This is a genomic window from Noviherbaspirillum phoenicis (assembly GCF_047237965.1).
Taxonomy (GTDB): Bacteria; Pseudomonadota; Gammaproteobacteria; order Burkholderiales; family Burkholderiaceae_D; genus Noviherbaspirillum_A.
The window spans coordinates 2,741,123-2,756,945 of sequence record NZ_JBDFLX010000001.1; the positions used below are offsets into that span (position 1 = coordinate 2,741,123).

The window sequence follows — 15,823 nt, forward strand, 5'->3', positions numbered from 1 at the left end:
GCGATGCAACTTCACAGAAGAAGATAACAAGCCATCGGCTTTGATCAATCGAGATGCTCTGTCCCGTCGATCAGATACTTCGTGGCAGCAAGCAGCGAAATTAAAGGGCGATGAACGTCACCTTGAACGGACTTCGCTTAGATGGCGGCGGCCTCGGGACAGGCATGCCAGTTGAAAAAAGGGGACACGCCTGTCTGCGCGATACACGACAGGGGTGAAACGTACGCCGCTTCCCGTCCCCGGCAACTACCAGGGCGGAAAGCGGCATCCGCCAGAAGCGGAACGTGTCAAGCCAGCGCGCTATCCACCAGCTCAATCCAGTGCGCCACCGGCGTCGCCGTGCCCGACTGCAAATGGGTAATGCAGCCAATGTTGGCCGAGACGATCATGTCCGGCCTGGTGGCTTCGAGGTTGGCGACCTTCTGGTCGCGCAAGGCATAGGCGATGTCCGGGTGCAGCACCGAATAGGTGCCGGCCGAACCGCAGCACAGATGGCTGTCGGCGCACAGTTGCACATCCACGCCGATGCCGCGCAGCACGTCTTCCACCTTGCCACGGATCTTCTGCCCGTGCTGCAGGGTGCAGGGCGGATGCCAGGCGACGCGCTTGGCGACCTTTCCGCGCAGCTTCTGCTTCAGTTCTTCCTCGAAGGACGGCAGCAGTTCCGACAAATCGCGCGTGAGCTCGGAAATGCGTTTGGCCTTCTGCGCATAGGCCGCATCCTGCTCCAGCAGGTGGCCGTATTCCTTGACGGTGGCGCCGCAGCCGGATGCCGTCATCACGATGGCTTCGGCGCCCGCTTCCACATGCGGCCACCAGGCGTCGATGTTGCGGCGCATGTCGTCGCGCGCGGCGTCGTGGTCGTTCAGGTGATGGCGGATCGCGCCGCAGCAGCCGGCGCGCGGGGCGACGATCAGCTGCACGTCCAATGCATCGAACACGCGGGCGGTGGCGGCGTTGATGTTGGGCGACATCGACGGCTGCACGCAGCCGTCCAGCAGCAGCATCTTGCGGGCATGCTCGCGCCTCGGCCAGGCGCCGGCGGACTGCTTCTTCGGCACCTTGTTCTTCAGCACCGCAGGCAGCAGCGGGCGCAGCAGCTGGCCGGCCTTCATCGCCGGGCTGAACACCCAGCTGCGCGGCAGGGTTTCCTTCAGCGCGGTGCGCACGGCGCGGTCGGCCGGCGCGCGCGGCACCTGGTCTTCGACGATCTTGCGGCCGATGTCGACCAGCCGGCCATAGCGCACGCCCGACGGGCAGGTGGTTTCGCAGTTGCGGCAGGTCAGGCAGCGGTCCAGGTGCAACTGGGTCTTGGCGGTGGCGGGCTTGCCTTCCAGGACCTGCTTCATCAGATAGATGCGGCCGCGCGGGCCGTCGAGCTCGTCGCCTAGCAGCTGGTAAGTCGGACAGGTGGCGGTGCAGAAGCCGCAATGCACGCAGGCCCGCAGGATGGAATCGGCTTCCTTGCCTTCCGGCGTGTCCTTGATGAAATCAGCGAGATTGGTTTGCATGTCAGTAATCGTTTCCCAGTCGGCCGGGATTGAAGATGCCAGCCGGATCGAAAGCCTGCTTCAGGCGGCGCTGGATGCCAGCCACCGCGGGAGCAAGCGGATGAAATACGGCGTCGCGTGCGTCGGCGGCGGTGCCGGCGCGGAAGCGGCTGGCATGGCCGCCGGCGCGCGCGGCGGCGGCGCGGATGCCGTCGGCCGGTGCGCTGCTGTGCAGCCAGCGCTGGGCGCCGCCCCACTCGATGAGCTGATTGCCGTCGAGTTCCAGCGGCGCGGCCACCGGGGGCAGCGACAGGCGCCACAGCGGCGCTTCCTGTGCGGTAAAGAACGGATGCTGCTGCTCGCGCAGGCTGTGCCAGAAGCCGGCAGCGTCGGCGATTTCCTCGCCACCCAGGCGGCTGCGCGCGCCCTTCAGCGCCGCGGCCGCGCCCGACAGGCGCACCGCCAGGGTGCCGTCCAGCCAGGCGCTGGCGGAGATGGGAAGCGGCTGCCCGCCCCATTCATTGAGCGTGCGGATGGCGTCGGCCTGGCTCAGGCTGAAGGCCAGCGTGGTTTCCTCGAACGGTCGTGGCAATACCTTCAGCGACACTTCCAGCAGCAGGCCCAGCGTGCCGAGCGAGCCGGCCAGCACCCGCGACACATCGTAGCCGGCGACGTTCTTCATCACCTGGCCGCCGAAATGCAGCACTTCGCCGCGATGGTTCAACAGCACCGCGCCCAGCACGAAGTCGCGCACCGCGCCCACCGCGGCGCGGCGTGGGCCGGACAGGCCGGCCGCCACCATGCCGCCCACGGTGGCGTCGGCGCCGAAGTGCGGCGGCTCGAACGCCAGCATCTGGTTCTTTTCCGCCAGCACCGCTTCCACCTCGGACAGCGGCGTGCCGCTCCTCACCGTGATGACCAGTTCGGTCGGGTCGTAGGCCACGATGCCGCGCCAGCCGCGGGTGTCGAGCACGTCGCCGCGCAGGGCGCCGCCATACCAGTCCTTGCTGCCGCCGCCGCGGATGCGCAGCGGACGCTCGGCCGTGGCGCCGGCGATGCGGTCCTTAAATTCCTGCAATACCTGTTCCATACACTCTCTTTCAGAATCAGAAGCGCGGCAGATCGGCGAACGGCAGCTTGCCGGCGCGCACATGCATGCGGCCATACTCGGCGCAGCGGCGCAGGCTGGGAATGGCCTTGTCGGGATTGAGCAGCAATGCGGTGTCGAAGGCCTGCTTGACGGCGCGGAAGGCGTCGAGCTCGGACTGCGAGAACTGCACGCACATCGAATTGATCTTCTCGATGCCCACGCCATGCTCGCCGGTGATGGTGCCGCCCACTTCGACGCACAGTTCCAGGATCTCGGCGCCGAACAGCTCCGCCTGCTCGAATTCGCCGGGCTGGTTGGCATCGAACAGGATCAGCGGATGCAGGTTGCCGTCGCCGGCATGGAACACGTTGGCGCAGCGCAGGCCGTATTTCTTTTCCATCTCCGCAATGCCCAGCAGCACCTGCGCCAGGTTGCGGCGCGGGATGGTGCCGTCCATGCAGTAATAGTCCGGCGAAATGCGGCCGGCGGCCGGGAAGGCGTTCTTGCGGCCGGACCAGAACTTCAGGCGCTCGGCCTCGTTCTGCGACACCGCGATGGCAGTCGCGCCGGAATCGCGGAACACCGCTTCCATGCGGGCGATTTCTTCGTCGACTTCCTCCGGCAGGCCGTCGGACTCGCACAGCAGGATGGCTTCGGCCTCGGTGTCGTAACCGGCATGCACGAAGGGCTCGACCATGCGCGAGCTGGTCTTGTCCATCATTTCCAGGCCGGCCGGGATGATGCCGGCGGCAATCACGTTGGCCACCGCATTGCCGCCCTTGACCACGTCGTCGAAGGAAGCCATCACCACCCGCGCCTGCTGCGGCTTGGGAATCAGCCGCACGGTCACTTCGGTGACCACGCCCAGCATGCCCTCGGAGCCGATGAACAGCGCCAGCAGGTCCAGGCCGGGCGCGTCCAGCGCCTCGCCGCCGAGTTCGGCGATCTCGCCGTCGATGGTGACCATGCGCACCCGCAGCACGTTGTGCACGGTCAGTCCATATTTCAGGCAATGCACGCCGCCGGAGTTCTCGGCCACGTTGCCGCCGATGGTGCAGGCGATCTGCGACGACGGGTCGGGCGCGTAGTACAGGCCATGCGCGCCGGCCGCCTCGGAAATGGCGAGGTTGCGCACGCCCGGCTGGACGATGGCGGTGCGGGAGTAGGCGTCGAGCCTGACGATGCGGTTGAGCCGGGCGGTGGAGATCACCACGCCGTCGGCGATCGGCATCGCGCCGCCGGACAGGCCGGTGCCGGCGCCGCGCGGCACGATGGGCGCCTTCAGGCGACGGCAAACGTTGATAGCGGCGATTACCTGCTCTTCGTTGGCGGGCAGGACCACGATCATCGGCAACTGGCGATAAGCCGCCAGGCCATCGCATTCATAAGGCCGGGTATCTTCCTCGTTAAAAAGGACCGCGCCCGCCGGCAGCACGGCGTTCAGGGCATCGGCGACCTCGCGCTGGCGCGCGGCGGCGAACGGCGCTTCTGATGGAGCATTCATGGCTGTACGTCCTGGGATGGGTAGCGGGCGCGCCGAATGGCACCCGCTCTTCAAGAAAGCGGACAGTGTAGCGAAACTGGGGCGATAAAAGGCGTTTGCGGCGGCGGAATGACTGAAAAGCTTTGCGGAGATTGGTGAAAGATTTTGATGTGGCTGACAGAAAAAGCCAAATTTCGTGGCGATGGGGAAGAAGCGGCTTCGCGTTCAGGGCGCTCGGCGCTTGAGGCTGTGCGCGAAAATCGCGGTGAAACGGGATTACGACGTCGCGCAACGTCACTGACGCAATGCCAAGAAGGGGCAGAGAGCGTAGGCAGCGGCACTAATAAAATAAAGCTGCGCCTCTGCCAAGCCAGGCAGAGGCGCAGTGTCGCATGATGATGCGTTGAAGGAACTGGCGTTATCGCGTTTTGCTTACTGCCTCCATCCTTACTTTTGTCTTATCAAGATTAATATTTCAGCGGCACGCCCGTACGCCTGGATGCCAGGCGTAAATGTGCCTGCGCCAGACACGTGACAAATTCTGGCCCACCGACAATCTTGCGACCATCTCTAGCCGCAATGTCATACAGCGTCTCGTTTTCACCATGCGATGTCGTCACTCTTCGGCTGAAATCAATCGACACATCTTTTGCCTCCACCAGCTTTTGAAGGGTTTCAAGTTTCTTCTGCCTGTACTGCGCCCGTTCCTCGACATTCATCATCAGGACATAATTTATGCGTCCAGCAAGCACATTGGCAACCGCGTCATCCCTGTTAAATTTATCCGTTCCATTTACTTTTGCCCCTTTGGCCAAAAGGAATTCAACGAGATCGGGCTCAGCGATCCCTGCTGCAATTGATAACGCCGTTTGCTGGTTATTAACGTGAGCATTAATGTCGATGCCTGGCGCTTTATCCCAGAGTGTTTTGATTATTTCCAGGTCACGCAGAAATACAGCCTCGGCAAATAACTTACTAAGGATTTGCGGATCGTTCTTTTCTATCAGGGAAGGGTCAATCTTTGGCATTTCCTTGAGAAGTGCGAGTGTAATTTTCGGCTTCACGGCGCGCACGGCATCAAGCAGCGCTTTATGCATTGCCTGATTGCCTTTATTCTTGCAGCGCGAGACCAAAGATTTTACCAAATCAATATTGTCAATTTTAATTGCTCCCTCTAGCACCCTGGAGCGATCTGGATTAACCGAATCAAAGCGCGCCCCCATTTCCATCAAGGTCTGCGCCAGCATCGAGCGGGTAGAACGGATATCTGTCTGAACCAAGGCGTCTTCGAGCATGGTTACCTTGTTCTCCATCGGCATATTTACATCAAAACCAATCAATGCCTGTCTGATCTTCCGATCATCGTTCATTTTCAATAAGCTGTTAAACAAGGCCAAGGTCGGTTGCTTCAGTTGCCCCGGAACGGTTGCCTGCGTATTTGATATGGCCGGCCTGCTGGAAGTAATCAGCGTTCCGCCGCCCTCTGGAACAGGCGTTTTGGACAACAGTGACGTATTGCTGGCATTGCCCCCTTGCGTTTCCCCGGACCGCATATTAGGGTTTGATACAGCACCCTGTCCCTTACGCTTCTGCGTTTTCTCTCCTGGCATTTCAAAATGCAAGTAATGTTCCGAGGTGGTTATTTCCGCTGACACGCGAACGATGCCGGCCTTATTACATGGTGTGGACATGACATTTCCCCTTTAAAAGTATCGAAAAGGTGATTACCACTCGAACGTGTTAGGTTCAGGACAGATCGTTCTTTAGATGGAGAAATATGGATATGCACGGAAATACAGTTCCATGCGTATCGCGAATTCCTGGGTCCTAGAAAAATGCCGATGAGATGAAGCCAGGAAAGTGGATTACTACAATTCCTGCAAGCCAGCTGTTCCCTGTCTGAGCTTGCTCTCAGCCGTTGCGAAACGTCGCCTTCATCCAGTCGATGAACAGCGTCACTTCGCCGCGCTCCCGCGCCGGCTTTTCGTACACCATGTAATACGCATGCGGCGGGGATGCCAGTTCGACGTCGAACAGCCGCACCACGTCGCCGGCCGCCAGCGCCGCCTGGGCGAAGTGACTGCGCGTCAAGCCTATGCCATGGCCGTGGCGGATCGCTTCCAGCAGCAGGCCAAGGTCGTCGACCCGCAGGCCGGAGGACGGCTCCTGCCAGTCCAGGCCGGCGGCTTCGAACCATGGCTGCCAGGGTTCCAGCGCCGAGCGCAGCAGGGTCTTGCCGCGCAGGTCGGCCGGCGTATGCAACGGCCCGACCTGCGCCAGGTAGGACGGGCTGGCGACGGCGAAGGCCGGCTCCTCGAACAGCTTCTCGGTGATGATGTTGGGATAGTTGCCCGCGCCGAAGCGTACCTCGACATCGCTCTCCGACAGGCTCAGGTCGTATAGCGGCACCGACATGAACACTTCCACCACGATGTCCGGATAGCGCTGCGTGAAGTCGGCCAGGTGCGGCACGAACATGTAGCGGGCAAAGGTCGGCGGCAGCGTGACCTTGATCCTCGGCTGCGCCTGCGCGCTGCGATGCGGCATCGGGAAGTCGGTCAGGGTGCGCAGCGCGCTGCGCACCACGTCGAGATAGCGGCGACCGAACTCGGACAGGCCGATCGAGCGGCCATCGCGCAGGAACAGGCGCTCGCCGACGAAATCTTCGAGCAGCCGGATCCGGTGCGACAGCGCCGACGGCGTGATGCACAGTTCATCCGCGGCCAGCGCGAAGGACTGGTGGCGCGCCGCGGCTTCGAAGGCGGACAGCGCATGCACCGGCGGCAGGCGGGTGGTCAGGGGCTGTCTGGTCTGCTGCATGCGGCCGCCGGCAGGGCTTACCACTGAACGATCTTGCCGGGATTGAGGATGTTCTTCGGGTCCAGCGCATGCTTTAAGGCGCGCATGGTGTCGATCGCGCCTTCGCCATGCTCCTGCACCAGGAAGTCCATCTTGTGCATGCCCACGCCGTGTTCGCCGGTGCAGGTGCCGTCCATCGCGATGGCGCGCGCCACCATGCGCGCGTTCACTCCTTCGGCGCGGGCGATGTCTTCCGGGTCGTTCGGGTCGACCAGCATCTGCACATGGAAGTTGCCGTCGCCGACATGGCCGATGATGGAGTACACCATGTTGTGGCTTTCGCAGTCGGCCTTGGTGTCGAGGATGCATTCGGCCAGGCGCGAGATCGGCACGCAGCAGTCGGTGGAGATGGCGCGCGCGCCGGGCCGCATCTGCAGCAGCGCGAAATAGGCGTTGTGGCGCGCGCCCCAGAGGCGGGTGCGGTCTTCCGGCCGGGTGGCCCATTCGAAGCCGGTGGCATTGTGCTCGGCGACGATTTCCTGCACGGTCTCGGCCTGCTCCTTCACGCCATGCTCGGTGCCATGGAATTCGAACAGCAGCAAGGGGTTTTCCGGCAGGCTCAGCTTGTCGTAGGCATTGATGGCCTTCACGCCGCGCTCGTCGAGGAATTCGACGCGGGCCACCGGCACGCCCATCTGTATGGTCTGGATCACCGCGCGCACCGCGTCGCCCGGCGTCGGGAAGGAGCATACCGCCGCCGACACCGCCTCCGGCTGCGGATACAGCTTCACGGTGACTTCGGTGATGATGCCCAGCGTGCCTTCGCTGCCGACGAACACGCGGGTCAGGTCATAGCCGGCGGAAGATTTGCGGGCGCGGGTGCCGGTGCGGATGATGCGGCCGTCGGCCAGCACCACCGTCAATGCCAGCGTGTTCTCGCGCATGGTGCCGTAGCGCACGGCATTGGTGCCGGAGGCGCGGGTGGCGGCCATGCCGCCGAGCGAGGCATCGGCGCCCGGGTCGATCGGGAAGAACAGGCCGGTGTCGCGGATCTCGGCATTCAACTGCTTGCGGGTCACGCCCGGCTGCACCGTCACCGTCAGGTCTTCCGGGTGGACGGCGATGATCTTGTTCATCTGCGACAGGTCGATCGACACACCGCCGCGCAGCGCCAGGATGTGGCCTTCCAGCGAGGTGCCGGCGCCGTAGGGAATCACCGGCACGTCATGGGCGGCGCACAGCTTGACCGCGTCCGACACTTCCTCGGTGGACTGGGCGAAGATCACCGCGTCGGGCAGCATCGGATCGTAGGACGACTCGTCGCGTCCATGATGGGTGCGCATGGCCTCGCTGGTGGAACAGCGCTCGCCGAACAAGGATAACAATGCGGCAAGCAGGGACTCGGGAAGCGGCTTCTTCAGCGCCGCCAGCTGTGCTGGGTGATTCATCTTGTCCTCCGTGGGGTGTGTGATTTTACCCCTGCCGGGCGTTTAGCGGCGGCCGGCGCGGCGGAGGCCTGAAATTTCCCGTATGCTCACTGCCTTCCAGACCAAGCGGACAACAAGGGAGACAGCATGGGCAACCGACTTTCCAAGATCGCCACCCGCACCGGCGACAACGGCACCACCGGCCTGGGCGACGGCAGCCGGGTCGACAAGGACAGCCTGCGGGTGCAGGCGATGGGCGATGTCGATGAAATGAATTCCCACCTCGGCCTGCTGCTGTGCGAGGACCTGCCGGCCGGCCTGCGCGAGGAACTGGTGACGATACAGCACGACCTGTTCGACCTCGGCGGCGAACTCTGCATTCCGGGGTATACGCTGATCAAGGACGAGCAGGTGGCGCGGCTGGACGACATGCTGGCCCGCTACAACGCCAACCTGCCGCCGCTGGCCGACTTCATCCTGCCGGCCGGCTCGCGCGCGGCTTCCCAGGCCCATGTCTGCCGCACTGTGTGCCGACGGGCGGAACGGGCCATCGTGACCCTGGGCAAGGCCGAGACGCTGAATGACCATCCGCGCCAGTACATGAACCGGCTGTCAGACCTGATGTTCGTGCTGGCGCGGGTGCTGAACCGGCATGCGGGTGGCGGGGATGTGTTGTGGGAGAAGGGGCGCGGGAGGCAGGGAAGTTAATGGTGCTGCCTTGCCTGCATTGAACAAAGCATGCTGGCAGCAGGTCTTGCCTCCCTTAGTTCTGATCTTTACTTGATCCGGGAACGCCTTTTGTTACTCCGTACCTGTTTAATAGCGGCACCATATTTTTATCAGCATGGAACAGGGCAGTTTGACCCAGCTTGTCTACTGCGTTGGGCATGGCTTTTCCCTCCTGTAGAAGATAAGTGGCTGAAATCAGAAGCCCATTTTTTGTTGCCGCCATCAAAGGTGTGCTCCCATTCTTTTTATCTGCGACGTTCGCAGATGCACCATACTCAATCAAAAGCGCGATCATGTTGCGTGCAGTTAGATCATTTTCTCCCGTGCATGCAGCAATAAGTGGTGTAGTTTGCTTAGAAGATCCGCAATGCCTTTCTGCCTTGGCGCCTTTTTGAAGGAGAAGTTTGACTATTTCAACATTGCCTTTACTGCATGCATTCCATAATGGCGTTTTTCTTTCCTTGTCCTTTGGATCCACTTTGGCACCGCCGGTAACAAGCTCCTTGACAACATCAATACCTCCCTTCGCTGCGGCATGATGCAAGGCCGTGCATCCTTGTTTATCAGTGGCGTCGCGATTCACACCTGCGTCAATCAGCAATTTTACAATTTCACCATCCGTACCTGATGCGGCGTGATGCATGACCGTGAACCCCATCTTGTCCATATCATCCAATGTCGCGCCATGCTTAATTAAGCTTTTGACCGTTTCTTTCATACCAGCTGCGCTAGCGAGCATTACCGGCGTCCTTCTTTCGCCATCGTAGGCATTGACGGGCGCACCATGTTTTATCAGCAAACTTGCAAGCGCATCATTTTTTGACTCCAGTGCAACTCTCAAAGGTGATTTATTTGTTGCAGGATCAATCCCGGCTATGTCAATTACCTTGAAATGAGTTTCCAGTAGCGAGCTAGCCTTAGTAATATCATTTTCCAGCATAGCTTTAAAAAACTGTTGCTGGGGCTGTGGGAGTGCCTGAGACGGCCTGGGCGGTGTCTGTGTAATTCCAGGTTTTACCGGGGTTTGCGCGCTGGGATGCATGTGATCACTCTGGCTCTCCCGGGTCTTGATATTCGGAGTATCGTCATCGGTAAGTTTTGCGCCATGATCTCCCAATATCTTCATGCATTCATGGTGATTTTTTTCCCGAGCCACATCCAGCGCTGTTTTCCCCTCCGCATTTAAATACTTTACATTAGCTCCTTCATCGAGCAACCATTGCAAAACTTCCGGCTTATTTAAAGCAGCAGCAATCTCCAATAATGACTCGCGTTTTTCAGTATTGAAAACAGTATTACCAGACAGATTGCTTGCCTTTACAAAATGCTTCAACGCTCGAAGCGACATTGCATCATTCGGCGAAACAGATTGAATCATTCCCTCAAGGATAAAAGATGAGCCACTGATCAACGGCACCGAATTTTCATCAATCTCGACACCTTTATTGCCCGCAACGAATGCTGGTTGCGTCGATTTAGAAGGCAAGGACTTTCCCGTCAGGCCACTTTCCATACCATGCGATCCGGATGACGTCATGAGATTTTTATTTTTCGTAGTGGCGGCCTCTGAAATCAGTGAACGATCCGGCAGCTCGGAGCGCATTGTGACTTGAGAAGAATTTTCTTTCAGGTTAGCGCCACAATCTTCCCCTAAAGAATAATTGTCTTTTCCAACAATGTTTCTATCCCCGCCTACTCTGTTAGCCATAATTTCCTCGATCAAAATTAGATTTCATCTTCAAAAACCCATCCATAAGGACTGCGCTTATCAGCCTGTCAAATATTTTTGAGCGCTGAAAATCGTCTGAAAATGGAAGATAAATGGGCATGAACGCTCGCCCATTAATCCATCCTTTCGTGTCGAAAATCGGAAGATTGTTCGACTTTCGCACTTCGTACGGTGCGGTTTCTAAGCATGCAAAGACACGGCGACATTGCGTCGCCGTTGCCACCTTCCTTGAGCTGCAGTGCAAATGCATGGAATGCGGCGCCAGCAAAGGGAATCGATGATGCGGTCGTATAGGCGATGAAGAATCATGGTCGGCGGGCGCTGCGGCCACCATTGACCAATGTAGAAGTCGTCGAGGGACGGTTCTGACAGGCTATGGCCAAAAACGGGACCAAGACAGATTGGAAAAGCTCATTTCAGGCGCATCCACACCCAATGGCTCTCTTGAAGACCGGCGTGCTGGCCATTTCCTGATCGGTCAGGCATCAGCAGTTACGCTTTCTGAAGACATGATGGATGGCAGTGTGAGGCCGCTGCCATCCTGACTACGCATGAAGAATCGCCCGCTTGTCAATTCGATGGAGCGATCTATCTGGATCCTGCGCAGGCCACCGTCAAAAAAAAAACGGCGACATTGCGTCGCCGTCCCGTCCCTGCATCTGGGCCTTACCGATCAGTTATTCACCACCAGCCGCGGCTCCTTCTTGCCCAACCGCTGACGGATCGACGTCGCAATGCCCGCTGCATCCAGCCCGCATTGCGCCAGCAGTTGCGGCGCATCGCCATGGTCGATGAACTTGTCCGGCAGGCCCAGTTGCAGCAGCGGCTTGACCACGCCCGCCGCGGCCAGCGCCTCCGCCACCGCGGAACCGGCGCCGCCCATGATGCAGCCCTCTTCCACCGTCACCAGCAAGTCGTGGCTGGCGGCCAGTTCCAGGACCAGCGCGGCATCCAGGGGTTTGACGAAGCGCATGTTGGCGACAGTGGCATTGAGTTCCTCGCCCGCCTTCAGCGCTGGCGCGACCATGGTGCCGAAGGCCAGGATGGCAACCTGCTTGCCGTCGCGGCGCAGTTCGCCCTTGCCCAGGGGAATGGTGTCCAGGCCGGTGTCGACCGCCGCGCCGATGCCGGCGCCGCGCGGATAGCGCACCGCGGCCGGGCCAGGATACTGATACGCGGTGCTGAGCATCTGCCGGCATTCCTTTTCGTCCGATGCCGCCAGCACCACCATGTTCGGGATGCAGCGCAGGAAGGCCAGGTCGTAGTTGCCGGCATGGGTGGCGCCGTCGGCGCCGACCAGGCCGGCGCGGTCGAGCGCGAAGGTGACATCCAGGTTTTGCAGCGCCACGTCGTGAATCAGCTGGTCGTAGCCGCGCTGCAGGAAGGTGGAATAGATCGCCAGCACGGGTTTGAGGCCCTCGCAGGCCATGCCGGCGGCAAAGGTCACCGCATGCTGCTCGGCAATGCCGACGTCGTGGTAGCGGTCAGGGAAGCGCTGCTCGAATTCCACCATGCCCGAGCCTTCGCGCATGGCCGGCGTGATGCCGATCAGGCGCTTGTCCTTCTGCGCCATGTCGCACAGCCACTGGCCGAACACCTGGGTATAGGTCTTCTTGCCGGCGGCGGCCGGCTTGATGCCCTCGGCCGGGTCGAACTTGCCGGGGCCGTGGTATAGCACCGGGTCGGCCTCGGCCAGCTTGTAGCCCTGGCCCTTCTTCGTCACCACATGCAGGAACTGCGGACCCTTCAGCTGCTTCAGGTTCTGCAGCGTGGGCACCAGCGAATCGAGGTCGTGGCCGTCGATCGGGCCGATGTAGTTGAAACCGAATTCCTCGAACATCGTCGCCGGCAGCACCATGCCCTTGGCATGCTCCTCCAGCCGCTTGGCCAGTTCCAGCATCGGTCCCGGCAGCACCGACTTGCCCACGCTGCGGGCGGCGGCGTAGAAACGGCCCGACATCAGGCGCGCCAGGTAGCGGTTCAGCGCGCCGACCGGCGGCGAGATCGACATGTCGTTGTCGTTCAGGATCACCAGCAGGTTGACGTTTTCATGCACGCCGGCATTGTTGAGCGCCTCGAAGGCCATGCCGGCGGTCATGGCGCCGTCGCCGATCACGGCCACCGCGTGGCGGCTCTCGCCCATGGTCTGAGCGGCGATCGCCATGCCCAGCGCGGCCGAGATCGAGGTCGAGGAATGCGCGGTGCCGAAGGTGTCGAACGGGCTCTCGTCGCGGCGCGGAAAGCCGGAAATGCCGCCCTGCTGGCGCAGGCTGTCCATGCGGTCGCGGCGGCCGGTCAGGATCTTGTGCGGATAGGTTTGATGGCCGACATCCCAGACGATGCGGTCGTCCGGCGTGTTGAACACGTAGTGCAGCGCAATCGTCAGCTCGACCGTGCCCAGGTTGGACGACAGGTGGCCGCCGGTGCGCGACACCGAATCGAGCAGGAAGGCGCGCAGTTCGTCGGCCAGCGGCTTCAACTGGCTGCGGGAGAGGCGCCGCAGGTCGCCGGGGCCTTCAATTTTTTTCAACAGATCCATACTCATGCTTTCCGCTGCACGATCAGGTCGGCGAGTTCGCGCAGCCGTCGTGCGTTGTCTCCAAACGGGAGCAGCGCCCGGTGGGCGTCCTCCCTCAGTTTTTGCGCCAGCGCCTGCGACTGCTCCAGACCAAGTATGGAGACGTAGGTCGGCTTGTGGTCCACCGCGTCCTTGCCGGCGGTCTTGCCCAGGGTTTGCGAATCGGCGGTGGCGTCGAGCACGTCGTCCACCACCTGGAAGGCCAGGCCTACCGCGGCCGCATAGGCGTCGAGCGCGGCGGTTTCTGCCGCATCCGGCATGCGGCCGCACAGCGCGCCCAGCATCACGGAAGCCCGCAGCAGCGCGCCGGTTTTCAGCCGGTGCATCTGTTCCAGCTCGGCTAGCGACAGCGTGATGCCGACGCTGGCCAGATCGATCGCCTGGCCGCCGCACATGCCGGCCGAGCCGGATGCCTGGGCCAGCACGCGCAGCATCGCCACCGTGCGGGCCGGATCATTCCCCGCCTCCGACAGCACCATGAAGGCCTGCGACTGCAGCGCGTCGCCCACCAGCAATGCGGTGGCTTCGTCATATTTCACATGCACGGTCGGCTTGCCGCGGCGCAGCGCGTCGTCGTCCATGCAGGGCATGTCGTCATGCACCAGCGAATAGGCATGGATCATCTCGACCGCGGCGGCGGCGCGCGCCAGCGCATTGCGGTCGGCGTCATGCAGTTCGCCGGCGGCGAACACCAGCAGCGGGCGCACCCGCTTGCCGCCATCCAGCACCGCATAGCGCATCGCCTCGTGCAGCCGGGCCGGCGCGGCGGTGTCAGGCGGCAGCAGCGTCGCCAGCACGTCTTCCATGCCGGACTGCGCGTTGCGCATCCAGTCGTGGAATGACGGCGCGCTCATTCGTCCGCCTCCAGCGTCGCGTCGTCGCTGGCGAAGGGTTTGAGCATGTCGCCTTCCAGCACCTTGACCTGGGCATCCACCCGGTCGAGCTGACCGGCGCAAAATTTCACCAGCTCGGCGCCGCGCTTGTAGGCGGCTACCGACGCCTCCAGCGGCAGTTCGCCGGCTTCCATGCGCTCGACCAGCTGTTCCAGCTCGGTCATCGCGTCTTCGAACGAAGCGGGCTGCGCGCTGACGGGAGTTTTACTTGCCATAAGGTATCGTCTTTGAATGCGGGCAATGAAGGCTGGCGGCCTTCCTGCGGGTTGCGGATTGCTCAGGACCGGCTATTTTAGAACAAACAGGCAACAGAAGTTACGATTGTCCACAAGCCCCTGCCGATCAGGGGCAAAACACTGCGCCTGGCCAAGGCCGGACCCGGATACGGCGTCTAAGGTATAATCTGCGGTTCTGTCCAAAAATTCCCTCTTCATCTCGTTTGAACATAGGTTTTTGCGGATTCTTTCTCTCTTAGGTTGGTGCAAATTAATTTGGGGGGTAGGGATGTCCGATCTGGCTAATCTCGCCAAGCTGGCGCGTTCCAACGCGCAACTTCCAGTCCACGTCTACTTCGACGAAGTACTGCTGAAAAAAGAAATTTCTGATCTGTTCCGTCAGGGGCCGCGCTATGCCGGCCACGAATTGATGGTGCCCGAGGTGGGCGACTATGCAACGCTGGCCTGGGAAAACGAAGGCCGCATGCTGGTGCGCAATGCCCAGGGCCTGGAGCTTCTGTCCAATGTCTGCCGCCATCGCCAGGCCAAGATGTTCAATGGCCGCGGCAACGCCAAGAACATCGTGTGCCCGCTGCATCGCTGGACCTATGACCTCAAGGGCACCCTGGTGGGCGCGCCGCATTTCGGTGAAACGCCCTGCCTGAACCTGTCTAAAACCCCGCTGCAGAACTGGAACGGCCTGCTGTTCGAGGCCGGCGGCGCCAACGTGGCCGACATGATGAAAAACCTGTCGGTCACCAAGGACCTCGATTTTTCCGGCTACATGCTGGACCACGTCGAAGTGCACGAGTGCGACTACAACTGGAAGTCCTTCATCGAGGTGTACCTCGAGGACTACCATGTCGAGCCTTTCCACCCGGGCCTGGGCAGCTTCGTCACCTGCTCCGACCTGACCTGGGAATTCGGCGAAGGCTACAGCGTGCAGACCGTGGGCGTGCATCAGGCGCTGAAAAAATCGGGCACGCCGGCCTACCGCAAGTGGCAGGAGCAACTGCTCAAATTCCGCAATGGCGAGGCCCCCAGGCACGGCGCGATCTGGCTCACGCTCTATCCCAACATCATGGTGGAGTGGTATCCGCATGTGCTGGTGGTGTCGACCGTCTGGCCGAACGGGCCGCAGAAGACCACCAACGTGGTGGAGTTTTACTATCCCGAGGAAATCGTGCTGTTCGAGCGCGAGTTCATCGAGGCCGAGCGCGCCGCCTACATGGAAACCTGCGTCGAGGACGATGAAATCGCGCAGCGCATGGACGCCGGTCGCCGCATCCTGGTGGATCGCGGCGTCAACGAGGTCGGCCCCTACCAGTCGCCGATGGAAGACGGCATGCAGCATTTCCACGAGTGGTACCGCTCGAAGATTGCGCTGTGA

At 61.3% G+C, this 15,823-nt stretch carries 12 protein-coding genes; 2 read left to right on the top strand and 10 right to left on the bottom strand.

The genetic code is table 11. From position 1 onward, the window contains the following. Positions 1-287: 287 nt before the first annotated feature. The 6 genes from glcF to ABC383_RS12425 form a co-directional block, all read right to left on the bottom strand. A complete protein-coding gene (gene glcF, locus ABC383_RS12400; protein ID WP_413014341.1) occupies positions 288-1,511 on the bottom strand; it encodes a glycolate oxidase subunit GlcF in 1,224 nt (407 codons plus the stop codon). A 1-nt stretch (position 1,512) separates the two neighbouring features. Then, entirely contained in the window at positions 1,513-2,580 is a 1,068-nt protein-coding gene (gene glcE, locus ABC383_RS12405) for a glycolate oxidase subunit GlcE (protein WP_413014343.1), read from the bottom strand. A 16-nt stretch (positions 2,581-2,596) separates the two neighbouring features. Beyond that, on the bottom strand, positions 2,597-4,084 hold the full coding sequence (locus tag ABC383_RS12410) for an FAD-linked oxidase C-terminal domain-containing protein (protein ID WP_413014345.1): 1,488 nt from the start codon (positions 4,082-4,084) through the stop codon (positions 2,597-2,599). A 446-nt stretch (positions 4,085-4,530) separates the two neighbouring features. Beyond that, the gene (locus tag ABC383_RS12415) at positions 4,531-5,754 is read right to left on the bottom strand and encodes an ankyrin repeat domain-containing protein (RefSeq protein ID WP_413014347.1); all 1,224 of its coding nucleotides are present in this window, start codon (positions 5,752-5,754) and stop codon (positions 4,531-4,533) included. Between the two features lie 220 nt (positions 5,755-5,974). Beyond that, positions 5,975-6,862 carry a LysR substrate-binding domain-containing protein gene (locus ABC383_RS12420; RefSeq protein WP_413016332.1) on the bottom strand — a complete coding sequence of 296 codons (888 nt, stop codon included), beginning with the start codon at positions 6,860-6,862 and terminating at the stop codon, positions 5,975-5,977. Between the two features lie 38 nt (positions 6,863-6,900). Further along, positions 6,901-8,310, bottom strand: a complete 1,410-nt coding sequence (locus ABC383_RS12425) for an FAD-binding oxidoreductase (RefSeq protein ID WP_413014349.1) — start codon at positions 8,308-8,310, stop codon at positions 6,901-6,903. A 126-nt stretch (positions 8,311-8,436) separates the two neighbouring features. Here ABC383_RS12425 and ABC383_RS12430 point away from each other — a divergent pair, with 126 nt between their 5' ends. Continuing rightward, complete coding sequence (locus ABC383_RS12430; protein WP_413014351.1) at positions 8,437-8,997, top strand: cob(I)yrinic acid a,c-diamide adenosyltransferase; 561 nt, start codon at positions 8,437-8,439, stop codon at positions 8,995-8,997. A 55-nt stretch (positions 8,998-9,052) separates the two neighbouring features. Here the strand turns inward: ABC383_RS12430 and ABC383_RS12435 are convergent, their stop codons facing one another. The 4 genes from ABC383_RS12435 to ABC383_RS12450 form a co-directional block, all read right to left on the bottom strand. Then, positions 9,053-10,726, bottom strand: coding sequence for an ankyrin repeat domain-containing protein (locus ABC383_RS12435; RefSeq protein WP_413014352.1), 1,674 nt, complete (start codon positions 10,724-10,726; stop codon positions 9,053-9,055). Between the two features lie 694 nt (positions 10,727-11,420). Next, on the bottom strand, positions 11,421-13,286 hold the full coding sequence (gene dxs / locus ABC383_RS12440) for a 1-deoxy-D-xylulose-5-phosphate synthase (RefSeq protein WP_413016334.1): 1,866 nt from the start codon (positions 13,284-13,286) through the stop codon (positions 11,421-11,423). A 2-nt stretch (positions 13,287-13,288) separates the two neighbouring features. Beyond that, entirely contained in the window at positions 13,289-14,179 is an 891-nt protein-coding gene (locus ABC383_RS12445; protein ID WP_413014353.1) for a polyprenyl synthetase family protein, read from the bottom strand. Further along, entirely contained in the window at positions 14,176-14,433 is a 258-nt protein-coding gene (locus tag ABC383_RS12450; RefSeq protein ID WP_194713682.1) for an exodeoxyribonuclease VII small subunit, read from the bottom strand. The genes ABC383_RS12445 and ABC383_RS12450 overlap by 4 nt, the downstream gene beginning before the upstream one ends. A gap of 289 nt (positions 14,434-14,722) precedes the next feature. Between ABC383_RS12450 and ABC383_RS12455 the strand changes: the two genes are divergently transcribed. Continuing rightward, on the top strand, positions 14,723-15,823 hold the full coding sequence (locus ABC383_RS12455; RefSeq protein WP_413014355.1) for an aromatic ring-hydroxylating oxygenase subunit alpha: 1,101 nt from the start codon (positions 14,723-14,725) through the stop codon (positions 15,821-15,823).

Bases quoted from the DNA above. Each gene is read 5' to 3' on its own strand.
- ABC383_RS12435 (WP_413014352.1), bottom strand. From the start codon at position 10,726: ATGGCTAACAGAGTAGGCGGGGATAGAAACATTGTTGGAAAAGACAAT.
- ABC383_RS12415 (WP_413014347.1), bottom strand. From the start codon at position 5,754: ATGTCCACACCATGTAATAAGGCCGGCATCGTTCGCGTGTCAGCGGAA.
- ABC383_RS12425 (WP_413014349.1), bottom strand. From the start codon at position 8,310: ATGAATCACCCAGCACAGCTGGCGGCGCTGAAGAAGCCGCTTCCCGAG.
- ABC383_RS12410 (WP_413014345.1), bottom strand. From the start codon at position 4,084: ATGAATGCTCCATCAGAAGCGCCGTTCGCCGCCGCGCGCCAGCGCGAG.
- dxs (WP_413016334.1), bottom strand. From the start codon at position 13,286: ATGGATCTGTTGAAAAAAATTGAAGGCCCCGGCGACCTGCGGCGCCTC.
- ABC383_RS12445 (WP_413014353.1), bottom strand. From the start codon at position 14,179: ATGAGCGCGCCGTCATTCCACGACTGGATGCGCAACGCGCAGTCCGGC.
- glcE (WP_413014343.1), bottom strand. From the start codon at position 2,580: ATGGAACAGGTATTGCAGGAATTTAAGGACCGCATCGCCGGCGCCACG.
- glcF (WP_413014341.1), bottom strand. From the start codon at position 1,511: ATGCAAACCAATCTCGCTGATTTCATCAAGGACACGCCGGAAGGCAAG.
- ABC383_RS12455 (WP_413014355.1), top strand. From the start codon at position 14,723: ATGTCCGATCTGGCTAATCTCGCCAAGCTGGCGCGTTCCAACGCGCAA.
- ABC383_RS12430 (WP_413014351.1), top strand. From the start codon at position 8,437: ATGGGCAACCGACTTTCCAAGATCGCCACCCGCACCGGCGACAACGGC.
- ABC383_RS12450 (WP_194713682.1), bottom strand. From the start codon at position 14,433: ATGGCAAGTAAAACTCCCGTCAGCGCGCAGCCCGCTTCGTTCGAAGAC.